We start from the raw sequence: 13367 nt of genomic DNA, 5'->3' as shown, positions 1-13367 counted from the left end.
GAACCCGCGCCGCCCCGCAGGGCGGCGCGCAGATGCGTCCTCAATAGTTCCAGGTCACCGTCAGCTGTGCGTAGCGCGGCGACTGGAACCCGGTGCCATAGCCATACATCGTGTTCGGCGTGCCGATGCTGTCCTGCGGCTCGTAGTCCTGGTCCACGGTGACCACACGCTGCTGGTTGAGCACGTTGTACACCGCAAGCTTCAGGCGCAGGTCGGTGGGAATGGGCACCTTGTAGGAAACGCTCACGTCCAGGTCGTAGGTCCACGGGGTACGGCCGTCACCGCCGCGCGGCGAATGCACGAACACGCGCTCGGACGGCACCGTCGACTGGCAGTTGGACACGCACACGTAGTAGCTGTGGAAATCGGTGTCGTCGAAGGGATTGCCGGCGCCGAAGCGGGTGATCGGGCTGCCCGACTGCACGCCCAGCGTGGCCGCCACACTCAGGTTCTCGGTCAGCGCGTAGCTGCCGCGGAACTTGAACTGGTGGCGGCGGTCGTTGGCCAGATAGCCATAGCCGCGGTAGTTCACCCACGGATTGTCGAAGTTCTCGGTGCGGCCGGCGTCGGCGAAGTCGGTATCGGAGTTGACCGGTCCTTCGGCATTGCCGCGGCCGTAGGCCAGCGTATAGGAGGCATTGAAGCCCCACTTGCCGTCCCACGCACGGTCGACCTGCAGTTCCAGCGCCTTGTAGTCGCGCTTGGGCTTCACCCAGCCGCGCTGGCCCACATAGTTGCCATCGTCGTCATACAGCGCCCAACCCTCCTTGGAGGTATCGATGTCGATCCAGCCGTCGTTGCTGCCATCGCAGTTGGTATCGCCCCACACCGTGTTGGTGCGCCCGGGGTTGCCCATGATCCACACGCCGTCGATCGCACCGCACTGGCCGGTGGCGGTGATGTTCATGTCATCGATGGCGTTGCTCAGGCGGCGATAGGTGACGCTGGCGGCGACCGACCACGATTCACTCAGCATGTGCTGGAAGCCGAGGATGGCCTCATCCTGGTAGACCGGGTCCATGTCCCGGTTCACTTCAGCGCGCAGGTCCGGCACGCTGCCATCGCCCTGCGAATTGTCGACCGGGCCGATCTGGCCGCCCAGGTTCGGCACGTTGTTGGCCGCGCCGGTGTAGCCCAGGAACTCGTACCAGGTGCGCTCATCCAGGAAACCGCCGGCCTGTTTGATGTTGATGACATTGGCCACCGGCAGGTAATAGCGGCCCAGGTTGCCGAACACCTTGGTGGTGCCATCACCACGCACGTCCCACGAAAAGCCCAGGCGCGGGGCGATCATGTTGTCGATCTTGATGTAGCTGTCGCCGTCGCCGCCCTTGTTGTCGAAGCTCTCCACGCGCGCGCCGATGTTCAGCAGGAAGTTCGGGGTGACCTGCCAGTTGTCTTCCAGGTAGTACGCCGAGTTGATGGTTTCGAACGAGCCGGCCACTTCATAGCGGCGGGTGCGTGCGACCAGGCCGCTGGCAGGTACGGTACCGCCATTGAGCGGGCTGCCCGGATTCCGGTAATAGATGTCATAACGCAGTCCACCGGGACCGGGATAGGCACGTTCGTAGTCGGAGGTGTTTTCTTCGCGGTCCAGGCCGAAGCGCAGCAGGTGGTTGCCGAGCGACCACTCGAAGTCGGCGCGTGCAGCCTTGCGCGTATCCAGCGCCGCTTCCAGCTGCGAGCTGCTGGTACAGCTGCGGTCACCCTGCAGGTTCGGTGGCACGCCCTGGGCCGCAGTACGGTTGTCGAACACGCGGTTGCAGTTCTCGTCCATCAGAGAGCTCTGCACGCGGTTGCGCTTGTTCTCGCCGTACATCAGCTTCATGGTCAGATCGTTGTTGACCTGCCAGCTGTAGGTACCGGACCAGTTCTTTCCGCCCACCGTGTTGACGATCTGGTTGCTGCGTTCGCCAAGGATGTCGCCACCGTCGTAGTCGTAACGGTAGACGTCGGTGAGGGTCTTGTTCTTGTCGGAGAAGCCGAACAGCGACAGCATCTGGTTGTCGGTGATCTGCCAATCCAGCTTGCCGCCCCAGAAGGGCTCGTCGGCCTTGCCCTGGCTGAGGAACGTGCCGGCGTCATTGGTCGAGGTCGGACGATAGTCGCGTGCCTCGTACATGCCGAAGAAGAACAGCTTGTCCTGCACCAGCGCACCGGAAGCGAACACATTCAGCGCACTACGCGAATAGTCGTCGCGACGGGCGGAGATGTAGCGGCTGCCTTCGCCGTCATAGCGATCACGCGCCTGCGACTGCCAGGCACGCGGCTCGAACACCAGTTCAGCACCGGCCTTGAAGTCGTTGCTGCCCGAGCGGGTGACCGCATTGATGACACCACCGGTGCTGCGCCCGAACTCTACCGAGTAGCCGCCGGTCTTGACCTGGAATTCCTGGTAGAACGCGAACGGCACCGACGAGAAGCCAACCCGGTTATAGAAATCGGTGACGTTCAGGCCGTTGATGTAGACGGTGTTTTCGGCCACCGACGAGCCACCGAAGGAAATGCCCTGTCCGCCCAGCGAGCCCTTGCCTTTCACCGCACCCGGCGCCAGCAGCGCCACTGCGGTGATGTCACGGTCCACCGGCAGTCGCGACAGTTCCTCGCGGGTGATGTTGGTGGCCGACTCGGTGGACTTCACGTCCACCATCGATACCACCTGCGGTGCGCGCACTTCCACGGTGCCCAGCGTGCTGACCGCTCCCAGCGGCACATTCACCGTGGTTGCGCTGCCGAGGCTGACCGTGACCTGGCCGACGCGGCTGGCAGCACCGCCTGGCAGGCTTACCTCCATGTCATAGGTGCCGACCGGCAGCAACGGGATGCGATAGCTGCCCTTGCTGTCGGCCTGTACCGAACGCACGAACCCGGTGGCGGGATTGCGGACCGTGACCGTGGCGCCGGCAGGCACCTGCCCCGCATCGCTGGTCAGGCGACCGACGACCGCGCCGTCCTGTGCGAATGCGCTGGGTGCCAGCGTTGCCAGGCACGTACCGAGGGCGACGCACAAGGCCGCCCGCTTGATGTTGTAAGCCTTCATCCCCTGCTCTCTCCTGCAAGAATTGAATGGTGGTGTGGGTGGTGTATCGCGCTAGCGTTGCCCGGCTGGCAGTACCCGCCACTGGAAGTCGTAGCTCCATTGGTCGAAGTACAGGTTGCCGCCTGCCCACTCGGCCTCGCCGCGCTGCGAGTCGACCGTTTCCGAGCGGTAGTGCTGTTTGGCCGGCACGAAGGCCTGGCCGAAATCGTCGTTGAAGGCGATGCGGTAGCCATCGAGGCCACCGAGGTAGAAATCACGCAGCGCGGGCGCGTCGCTGGCCAGCGCACCGGTGGTCACATCCATCGGCAGCCAGCCATATGGCGCCAGGTAGATCTGGCCCCAGTCATGCAGGTTGTTGTAGCCGCTGCCATCGTCGGAAAACACCATGCCTGACTGCCAGCGCGCGGGAATGCCGTTCATGCGCAGCAGGGCGATCAGCAGCAGGGTCTGCTGCCCGCAGTCGGCATGGCCTGCATGCAACGCGTACTCGCTGATGTTGCTGATCGTCGAATACTCGCGTGCACCAGCCCACGGAATGCGGTCGACCGCGGCGAACAGCTTGCGTACCACGTCATACGGGCGTGTCTCGCCCTGCAGCACCTGGTCGGAGAACAGCTTCAACGCCGGGGTGAAGCGCACGTGCGGCAGCTGCTCGGCCAGATAGGGCTTCAATGCGGGATCATTCGGCGTGGCCTGCACCTTCGTCGCGTCGATTGCCGTGTGGCGCGCGAAGATCGTCAGCGCATAGCGGATTTCAAAGCGCGTCGGCTGGCCAGCCACGGCCTTGGCTTCCAGATAGGCGGTGCGCTGCTGCGTGCTGCCCGGGGCGATGCGCGCCTTGCGCGGAGAACTGGCAACCCACTGCACGCGCTCCTGCTGGCCGGGAATCTCGCGCGGGTACGGAATCCATGCACGTACGGTTTCGCCGGCCGGTACGGTGTCGGCCTTGACCGTCAACGACTGGATGAATTCGATGCGCTGCGGCAACACGGATGCGTTGCCGCTCTGTTCGGCGGCAGCAACCGCGCGCGCGTGATGTGTATTGAGCACTTCATTCGGGCCGGGCGGTGGCATCGGTGCATCTGCCCGACGACGCGCACGCGCCTCGTCGCTGAGCAGGAACAGGTTGGAGGGCGCACGCTTGAAGTACCAGCGCGTGCCGTCGATATCGTAGTGCTCGATCAACCCCTGCTGGTCCCAGCGTGCGAACTCCTCGTCGGTCAGATCCGGAATCCAGCGGCGCACGGCAGCCTTGGCTGCGGCTTCGTCGAGGCTGAAATCCAGTTTGATGCGGCGCATGCGCTCGTACTGGAAGTCGGCAGGTGCGGGCACGCCGTCTGCGGCGAACGTCGCATCGACATCCCTGAAACGACCGCTGTCGACCAGATCGATCAACTGCGTTTCCTGTTCACGATCAACGGCACTGCGCTGATCCGCAGCCGATGCCGACCACGCCCACAGCAGCAGCGCGGCACCAAGGCCGGCAGCGGCAGGCAGAGACGGTTTGCGAACGGCAGGATCCACAGCGACACTTCCCAAGCGCGGGTGGTAACGGCTGTGTAACACGGGCCGGGGGACCGGTCAATAATTTATTCTTGCTTTCGTCGCCAAAAGGAATAAATATTCCAACAGGCATTCGAGGAGGGTGTGCAGCGCATGATCCTGGCTTCCCGCGAACCGCGTCGGCACTGGCCGCGCAGGTTGACCCTGGCGCTGGCCCTGGGCCTGCTGGCCGTACCGGCCTTTACCCAGGCGGCCACGCCTGCACCCGACCCCGGCGCGCCGCTGCCGTACGTGATCGGCCTGCACGAGGCCTACCTCACCCCGGACTACTGGGCCGCACGGCTGGACAACGCCGACGCACCGATCCTGGACCGCGCGCAGATCAATGCGCAGAACGCGCGGATGCGCACCCAGGACAACCACATCCAGGACATCGCCGCGCTGCCCGCACAGCTCAGCACCACGCAGGTGCGCGACAGCATCGTCGCGCTTTCGAGCTGGCCCAAGCGGGCGCTGTATGACGAGAAGGGCCAGGCCATCGCCCCCGGCCTGCGCACCGCAATTGAAGCCAACGTCGGCCTCGACGCGGTTCCTGCGCAGGTCGCACCGTCGTACGGGCTGGTGGTGAAGCGCGCCGCGCTGCGCACCTTCCCCACCCGCCAGCGTGTTTTCAGCACAGTCGGCGACACCGATATCGACCGTTTCCAGGAATCGGCGCTGTTCCCCGGTGACAGGGTAGCCGTGGTCCACCGCAGTGCCGATGGCCGCTGGCTGTTCGTGCACAGCGAGCGCTACAGCGCGTGGATCGAAGCCGATGCCGTGGCCAGTGGTGACAAAGCCACGGTGCTCGGCTACGGCGCAAAGGGGCCGTACCGCGTCGTCACCACTGCCACTGCGCACACCGCCTACACCCCCGAAGAACCGCGCGTATCGCGCCTGCAGCTGGATATGGGCGTGCGCCTGCCGGTGCTGGCCGACTGGCCCGCCGCCGAACCGGTGAACGGGCAACAGGCACACGCTTCGTGGGTGGTGCAGCTGCCGGTGCGCGAGGCAGATGGCCGCCTGCGCTTGGTGCCGGCGCTGCTGCCACGCTCGCAGGACACCGCCGCCGACTACCTGCCGCTGACTCCGCGCCTGCTGCTGCAGCAATCGTTCAAGTTCCTCGGCGAGCGCTACGGCTGGGGCCACGACTACGACACCCGCGACTGCAGTGGGTTCGTATCGGAGATCTATCGCAGCTTCGGCGTACTGCTGCCGCGCAATACCAGCGCACAGGCGATCAGCCCCGCGCTGGATCGCCTGCCGTTCACCAGCAAGGACAGCAAGGCCGTGCGCGACCGCGCCGTCAGCGATCTGCAGGTGGGCGATCTGGTCTACATCCCCGGCCACGTGATGATGGCCATCGGCCACGTCGACGGCCGCACCTGGGTGATCCACGATACCGCGGGCGGCAGCTGGTTCGGCGCCGACGGCAAGCGTGTGCAGGCCCACCTCAATGGCGTATCGGTCACGCCGCTGGAGCCGATGATGGCCAGCGACAGCGTCCGCTACATCGACCGCATCACCAACATCCAACGCCTGCGTGCCAAGAATCCCTGAATGAAGATCACTGCCATCGAACTGGGCATGCTGCGCGTGCCGCTGAAAACACCGTTCAAGACCGCGTTGCGTACCGTGGAGACCGTGGAAGACGTGGTAGTGCTGATCCGCACCGACACCGGTCACACCGGCTACGGCGAGGCACCGGCCACCGCGGTGATCACCGGTGACACACATGGCTCGATCATCGAAGCGATCCGCCACTTCATCGCCCCGCGCCTGATCGGCCAGGAGGTGGTCAACCTCAACCGCCTGTGCACGCTGGTGCAGACCGCGATGGAGCGCAACACCAGCGCCAAGGCAGCGGTGGAAATCGCGCTCTACGATCTGTGGGCGCAGCTGCATGGCGCACCGCTGTACCAGATGCTGGGTGGCGGCGACCCGGTGATCACCACCGACATCACCATCAGCGTGGACTACATCGACAAGATGGTGGCCGATTCGCTGTCGGCGATCGAACGCGGCTTCGAGTCGCTGAAGATCAAGGTCGGCAAGGACATCGGCGTGGACATCGAGCGGGTCAAGGCAATCCATGCCGCCGTTGAAGGCCGTGCACTGCTGCGCCTGGACGCCAACCAGGGCTGGACCGCCAAGCAGGCCGTGCATGCGATGCGCACGCTGGAAGAAGCCGGCGTGGTGCTGGAGCTGCTGGAGCAACCCGTCAAGGCCGCCGACATCAGCGGCCTGAAGTACGTCACCGACCGGGTCAACACCCCGGTGATGGCCGACGAGAGCGTGTTCAGCCCCAGCCAGGTCATGGACCTGATCCAGCAGCGCGCCGCCGACATCATCAACATCAAGCTGATGAAGACCGGCGGCCTGTCCAACGCGATCCGCATTGCCGACATCGCCGGCATCTACGGCGTGCCGTGCATGATCGGCTGCATGATCGAGTCGAGCATCAGCGTGGCCGCGGCAGTACATCTGGCGGTAGCCAAGAGCGATGTGATCACCAAGGTCGACCTGGATGGCCCATCGCTGGGGCAGTTCGATCCGGTCAGCGGCGGCGTGCGCTTCAACGAGTCGGAAATCAGCATCAGCGACGTGCCGGGGCTGGGTATCACCGAAGTGCGGGGGCTGGAGATGCTCGGTTGAGCCGATCAGTCGAGCATGGCTCGACTCTACTGGGGCCGCGCCACGGTAGATCCACGCCATGCGTGGATGTCCTTGCTCCTGCTTTTGCCCCACTCCGTACATCTTTCGCGGCTGGCACCCGCCCGACCCAACCCATGACAAGCTCTACGCGACCAACCGCAACGCGCCTACACATGCCCGGACGCCCCGCATGCCGCCCCTGCTGAAAATCCGCACCGAGCGCGGGCAGATGTCGGCCATCGAACGCCGCATCGCCGACTTCATCCTCGACAACGCCCACCTGCTGCGCGATTACTCTTCGCAGCAGCTGGCCAGTGCCCTGGGTATCAGCCAGTCCAGCGTGGTCAAGTTCAGCCAGAAGCTCGGCTTCAAGGGCTACCCGGACCTGAAGTACTCCATCGGCGAGGATGTCGCCCGCGCCGGTGCCGACCCGCAGCAGGCGCCGGCCGCACCGGACATCAGCGATGACTACCTGCGCCTGGGCGATGCCCTGCGCCGCAGCAAGGCGCAGGCCGAGGAAGAAACCCGCCAGGCCAACCCGCGCGAGGACATCGAACGCATCGTGCAGCTGCTCGACGGCGCGCCGAAACTGTTTGTCCACGGCTTGGGTGACGACGGCCTGTACGCACGTGAATTCGCCATGCGGCTGTCGCTGCTCGGCCTGCTGGTGGTACCGCATACCGATCCGATCCTGATGCTGGCCAACCTGTCCGCCGCGCGTCCGGGCGATGTGCTGTTGATGTTCTCCGAGTTCGGCAACCTGCCACAGCTGTCACAGCTCTCGCGCCAGTTCCAGGACATGGGCGGCAAGGTGGTGTCGATCACCCGCCACACCGCCAATCCCCTGCGCGCGCATGCCGATGCGGCGCTGGTGGTATGCGCGCACGACCGCGCGCCGCAGGTGGCGCAGCTGCTGTACCGTAGCGCCATGCACGCCCTGCTCGATTTCCTGTTCGTGCTGCTCTGCCACGCCAATCCGGATCGCCAGCAGCAGCTGGCGGTGAACCTGGAACGGATCGATCACCTGCTGGATTCCTGACCGGAGCACCCGATGAATCTGCTGCTGGCCCGCCTTGCATCCGCCGCGCTGCTGCTCGCGGCGGCCGTCACTGTCCATGCCGCCCCGTTGGATGAGGCACGCCAATTGATCGTCGTCACCAGCGAGAACTGGGACAGCACGCAGGGCCAGCTGCAGGCCTTCGTGCGCGACGGCAAGCAATGGCGCGCGCACGGACAGGCGTTCCCGGTGGCGCTGGGCCGCACCGGTAGTGCCTGGGGCTTGGGCCTGCATCCTGCCCAGGCCGATGGTCCGCAGAAACAGGAAGGCGACGGCCGCAGTCCGGCCGGTGTGTTCGCGCTGGGCAGCGCGTTCGGTTATGCCGTCACCCGGCCCGGAACGGCGATGACCTACCAGCCGATGAGCAGCACCAGCTACTGCATGGACGTACCGGCGTCGCCGTTCTACAACCGCATCGTCGATGCAAAGAAGGTCGGCAGTGCCGCCATCACCGGCTCCACCGAACCGATGCGGCTGGACCTGCACAACAAGGGCGACGTGCGTTACCAGGAAGGCTTCGTGATCGCGCACAACCCGGACAACCAGCCCGGCAAGGGCAGCTGCATCTTCGCCCATCTGTGGCGCCAGCCCGGCGAAGCCACCGCCGGCTGCACCGCAATGCCGCAGATGCGCATGCAGGCACTGCTGGACTGGCTGCGCCCGCAGGACACGCCGCGTTTCGTGCTGTTGCCACGCGCCGAATACCAGCGCCTGCAGGCGCAGTGGAAACTGCCCGCGCTTGAAGGAGCCGCACGTTGAGCGCCGCCGACGAACCCCAACTGCAACGTGCCGTCAGCCGCTGGCAGATTGTTGGCCTGTCGATCAACGACGTGGTCGGCAGTGGCATCTACCTGCTGCCTGCGGCTACGGTCGCCCTGCTCGGCCCCTTCAGCCTGTGGGGCGTGGTGGCCGCCGGTATCGTCGTCGCCCTGCTGGTGCTGTGCTACGCGCAGGCAGCCAGCTATTTCGATGAACCCGGTGGCAGTTATCTGTACGCGCGCGAAGCCTTCGGCCGTTTTGCCGGCTTCGAGATCGGCTGGATGATCTGGCTGACCCGCATCAGCTCCGCTGCAGCGCTCAGCAATGCGCTGGCCGACGCCGTGGCGCGGTTCTGGCCATGGGCAGGCGCCGGCATGGGCCGCATCGCGATCATCGTGGTCTCGCTCGGTTTCCTGACCGGGGTGAACATCATCGGCGTGCGGTCGGCCGCCCGTACCGGCATCGTGCTGGTGATCGGCAAGATGCTGCCGCTGCTGCTGTTCGTGGCCATCGGCGCGTTCTACATCGACCCGCAGCTCGCCTTCTCCGGCCAGCGCCCGGACCCGCACGACCTGCAGCGCATGGGCGAGGCAGCGCTGTTGCTGCTGTATGCCTATGCCGGGTTCGAGAACATCCCGGCCGCGGCCGGCGAATACCGCAACCCACGCCGCGACATTCCGTTCGCACTGATCACCATGATCGTCACCGTCACCGTGATCTATGCGGCGGTGCAGATCGTGGCGCAAGGTACGCTGCCCGGGCTGGCCAGCTCGGCCACGCCGCTGGCCGATGCCGCTTCCAGCTTCGGTGGTGAGGCGCTGGCGCTGATCCTCACCGTGGGCGCGACCATCTCCATCCTCGGCACCAACAGCAACACGATGATGATGGGCCCGCGTTTCCTGTTCGCCCTTGCCCGCGATGGCTACGGCCCGAAAGTGCTGGCGCAGGTGCACCCGCGCTTCCGCACCCCGGCCGCAGCGATCTTCTGCCAGGGCCTGATCGCCCTCGGCCTGGCGCTGTCCGGGTCGTTCGTGCAGCTGGCGCTGTTGTCGATGACCACGCGCCTGTTCGCTTACATCGGTACTGCAGCTGCGGTGCTGGTACTGGCCAAGCGCTATGCGGACCGCCCCGGCGCGTTGAAGCTGCCCGGTGGCCCGTTGATTCCGGTGCTGGCCCTGCTGCTGTGCGTGGCCCTGTTCGCCAGTGCCAGCTGGCAGAACATCGCCGCGGCGCTGGTCGCCTTCGCTGTTGGCGCGGTCATCTACAAGCTGCCGCGCAAGGACGCCAGCGCCGATTGACCTGCCGATCACGCTGCCGGCCCGATGCGTTAACCGGCCGATAGGCACGATCAGGCTTCGTCCACCACGGAGCCTTGTGCCCATGAGCCCTGATTACCAGATCCCCGGCCGCGTACCGGAAGACGGCACACCCCGCCAGGCGGTTTCGGACTACTGGCGCGATCGCTATACCAGCGAACCGTACTACGACAACCAGCTGTTCTTCGACGATTACGAGCCGGCGTACCAGATCGGCCACACCGCGCGCGCGCAGGACATGATCCGCGCGTACGAAGAGATCGAAGGCGAGCTGGAGTCGCGATGGGCGAACGAGCGCGGCAAGAGCCGGCTGGAATGGGCGCAGGCGCGCAGCGCCGTGCGTCGCGGCTGGGAAGAAGCAGTGAATCTGGACCCGCGCCGGAACAGCGGCGGATAACCATGCCCTGTAGAGCCGAGCCCATGCTCGGCTGAAGCCTCAGCTGTAGAGCCGAGCCATGCTCAGCTGGGTTTCCAGAGTCGAGCCCGCTCGGCTGCCGATACACAGCAGCCGAGCATGGGCTCGGCTCTACCTCCGTCCGTCAGTCCTGTTCCGGCAGCGGCGGAATCGATGAAGCGCGCTTGGGCTCAGCGGCATTCGCGGCAATCAGGTCGCGGGTGTTCTTCTGCACCGCTACCGCGCCAAACAGCGACAGCGCGAACGCCATGCCATAGAAGCCCTTTTCGCTCAGCACCAGGGTGGCGTTCCACAGACCGACAAGCAGCAGCAACAGCGCCGACAGCAGCGCGAACCAGCACAGTGCGTAGTACAGGCCGCTCACCGGAATGCTCTCGACGCGGTCGCGCACACTCTTCTGCAGCGATACCGCCGCGAACAGGCCGAACAGCAGCAGGGTCAGGTAATAGCCCTTTTCGTTCAGCGGCATTTCGGCGTTGAACAGGCCTACCAGGTAGGCCACCGCGCCCAGCAGCAGGGCCACCCACGAGGCGGCGATGAAGGCGGGCGAAGGTCGATGGATGATCGGTGCGTTCATTGCAGTTCCTTGGCAGACAGGCGGGCATGCTTTGCCCGGGCGAGAACACCCTAGACGATCCGCGCCATGCCGCACAGGGGGTAGCAGGACCTTCGGGCCACGACCGTCACCCCGCCGGTGGTATACAAGGGAGAGCCTGGCCATCCGCATCCCCTTCCGCTGGAGATACCCATGACCCGCACGCCCCTGCTGCTCGCGCTCGGCCTGCTGCCGATCCTCGCCACCACCGCCTGCAATGCGGCCGGCCCTGATGCCACTGGCCAGAAGGTCCCGGCAACCGCCGCAACCGCCACCGACCAACGCCCCTTCACCGCCACCGAGGTCAGCCGCTTCGACCAGCCGTGGGCGATGACCTTCCTGCCCGATGGCAGCCTGCTGGTGACCGAAAAGCGCGGCAAGCTGCAGCGCCTGGACCTGGCCAGCGGCAAGAAGCATGAGATCACCGGCGTCCCCAAGGTCGCCTACGGCGGCCAGGGCGGTTTCGGTGATGTGATCCTGCATCCGGATTTCGCCCGCAACCCTGTGGTCTACGTCAGCTATGCCGAAGAAGGCACGCTGGATACGCGTGGCGCGGCCGTGGCCCGTGCCACCCTCGCCCTCGACGCCAACGGCGGCGGCCAGTTGAAAGACCTGAAGGTGATCTGGCGGCAGACACCAAAGGTCAGTGGCGAAGGCCACTACGGCCACCGCCTGGCCTTCGGCCCGGACGGCAAGCTGTGGATCAGTTCCAGCGAACGGCAGAAGTTCGATCCTGCGCAGGACATGAGCGGCAACCTGGGCAAGATCATCCGTCTCAACGACGACGGCAGCCTGCCTGCCGACAATCCGTTCGCCTCGCAGGGTGGCGTGGCCGCACAGGTATGGTCGCTGGGGCACCGCAATGTGCTGGGCATCGCCTTCGATGCCAACGGCAAGCTGTGGGCACAGGAAATGGGGCCGGCCGGCGGCGATGAGCTGAACCTGATCGTGCGCGGTGCCAACTACGGCTACCCGGTCGTTTCCAACGGCGATCACTACGATGGCCGTCCGATTCCTGATCACGACACCCGCCCGGAATTCGCTGCACCGAAGGTGACCTGGAACCCGGTGATTTCCCCGGCCGGCCTGATGTTCTACAGCGGCAACCTGTTCCCGCAGTGGAAGGGCAGCGCTTTCATCGGTGGCCTGTCGTCCACGTCCCTGGTGCGCGTCAGCTTCGATGGCGACAACGCGCGTGAAGCCGAACGCTTCAACATGGGCGAGCGCATCCGCGAAGTGGAACAGGGCCCGGATGGCGCGCTGTGGCTGCTGGAAGACGGCAGCAAGGCACGGCTGCTGAAGCTCACGCCGAAGGCCTGATTGGCCGGGTTGCCGGCCAGTGGCCGGCACTACCGAACTGCAACGGCCCCGCATGCGGGGCCGTCTGCTTTCACTGGATGGTGATGACCTTCACTTCCGTGCGCGTGCAGGCCTTGTCCAGGCACTCGCCGTTCAACCACACCTGGCCATCGCCGATCATGACGCCCTGCTGGTTGACGAAGACCGTGCCGAACTCCTGCGCGGATACGGCCTTGACCACCGCCGGGGTGATGATCTTTTCGTAGTTGCGCTGGAATTCACCGGGTCCGGTGATCTTCTTCCCACCACTGATGTTCAGCGGGAAACGCACTTCTTCAACCACGGCAGGACGGTCACCCGCGACCACGGCGGTCTTGAAGGCGTTGAATACTTTTTCATACTGCGCCGCATCGCCGAGCAGCGTCTCGATGCGCGCGCGGGCGTCGTCTGCTGCGGGCTCGGCCGGGCTGGGAGAATCCGCCGGCGCCGCAGCCGCATCCTTGGCGTGTTCCGCCGCAGCCTGCGGTGCCGCAACGGCATCGGGCGTGGTGCTGGCGGCCGCCTCGGCCGGCGTCGCACCGGTCATCGGCGGCGGCGCATCGGCAGCGGGCTCGGGTGGCGATGCCGGCTGCGAGCACGCTGCCAGCAACAGGACAGGAACAAGGTAGGCCATCGTGCGCATGCGCGGT

At 65.6% G+C, this 13367-nt stretch carries 11 protein-coding genes; 7 read left to right on the top strand and 4 right to left on the bottom strand.

Annotated elements, in window-relative coordinates; translation table 11 throughout:
- Positions 1-40 precede the first annotated feature (40 nt).
- Together QOL57_RS17210 and QOL57_RS17205 are read right to left on the bottom strand one after the other, a co-directional pair.
- Entirely contained in the window at positions 41-3040 is a 3000-nt protein-coding gene (locus QOL57_RS17210; protein ID WP_089238270.1) for a TonB-dependent receptor, read from the bottom strand.
- A 51-nt stretch (positions 3041-3091) separates the two neighbouring features.
- On the bottom strand, positions 3092-4564 hold the full coding sequence (locus QOL57_RS17205) for a transglutaminase-like domain-containing protein (RefSeq protein ID WP_089238268.1): 1473 nt from the start codon (positions 4562-4564) through the stop codon (positions 3092-3094).
- Positions 4565-4696: 132 nt separating this feature from the next.
- Between QOL57_RS17205 and QOL57_RS17200 the strand changes: the two genes are divergently transcribed.
- From QOL57_RS17200 to QOL57_RS17175, 6 genes are all read left to right on the top strand, one after another.
- The gene (locus tag QOL57_RS17200) at positions 4697-6142 is read left to right on the top strand and encodes an SH3 domain-containing protein (protein WP_089241154.1); all 1446 of its coding nucleotides are present in this window, start codon (positions 4697-4699) and stop codon (positions 6140-6142) included.
- Positions 6143-7237 (top strand): dipeptide epimerase, encoded by a 1095-nt coding sequence (locus QOL57_RS17195; protein ID WP_089238266.1) that lies wholly within the window; start codon positions 6143-6145, stop codon positions 7235-7237. It begins immediately after the preceding gene.
- A gap of 190 nt (positions 7238-7427) precedes the next feature.
- Positions 7428-8276 carry a MurR/RpiR family transcriptional regulator gene (locus QOL57_RS17190; RefSeq protein WP_089238264.1) on the top strand — a complete coding sequence of 283 codons (849 nt, stop codon included), beginning with the start codon at positions 7428-7430 and terminating at the stop codon, positions 8274-8276.
- Between the two features lie 12 nt (positions 8277-8288).
- Positions 8289-9053 carry a L,D-transpeptidase family protein gene (locus tag QOL57_RS17185; RefSeq protein ID WP_089238262.1) on the top strand — a complete coding sequence of 255 codons (765 nt, stop codon included), beginning with the start codon at positions 8289-8291 and terminating at the stop codon, positions 9051-9053.
- Positions 9050-10351, top strand: a complete 1302-nt coding sequence (locus tag QOL57_RS17180) for an amino acid permease (RefSeq protein WP_089238260.1) — start codon at positions 9050-9052, stop codon at positions 10349-10351. Before QOL57_RS17185 ends, QOL57_RS17180 begins: the two co-directional genes overlap by 4 nt.
- 82 nt (positions 10352-10433) lie before the next feature.
- Complete coding sequence (locus tag QOL57_RS17175) at positions 10434-10766, top strand: hypothetical protein (protein WP_089238258.1); 333 nt, start codon at positions 10434-10436, stop codon at positions 10764-10766.
- Between the two features lie 142 nt (positions 10767-10908).
- Here QOL57_RS17175 and yiaA read toward each other — a convergent pair whose 3' ends face one another.
- Positions 10909-11361 (bottom strand): inner membrane protein YiaA, encoded by a 453-nt coding sequence (gene yiaA, locus QOL57_RS17170; protein WP_089238256.1) that lies wholly within the window; start codon positions 11359-11361, stop codon positions 10909-10911.
- A 171-nt stretch (positions 11362-11532) separates the two neighbouring features.
- On the opposite strand from yiaA, the gene QOL57_RS17165 reads away from it, so the two are divergent.
- A complete protein-coding gene (locus QOL57_RS17165; protein WP_089238254.1) occupies positions 11533-12699 on the top strand; it encodes a PQQ-dependent sugar dehydrogenase in 1167 nt (388 codons plus the stop codon).
- Between the two features lie 70 nt (positions 12700-12769).
- Here the strand turns inward: QOL57_RS17165 and QOL57_RS17160 are convergent, their stop codons facing one another.
- A complete protein-coding gene (locus QOL57_RS17160; RefSeq protein ID WP_089238252.1) occupies positions 12770-13360 on the bottom strand; it encodes a hypothetical protein in 591 nt (196 codons plus the stop codon).
- Between the last annotated feature and the right edge of the window lie 7 nt (positions 13361-13367).

Source organism: Stenotrophomonas sp. yr243, assembly GCF_900184195.1.
Taxonomy (GTDB): Bacteria; Pseudomonadota; Gammaproteobacteria; order Xanthomonadales; family Xanthomonadaceae; genus Stenotrophomonas; species Stenotrophomonas lactitubi.
Note: the sequence above shows the minus strand (reverse complement) of the source record. Positions and strands in the feature narration are given on the sequence as shown.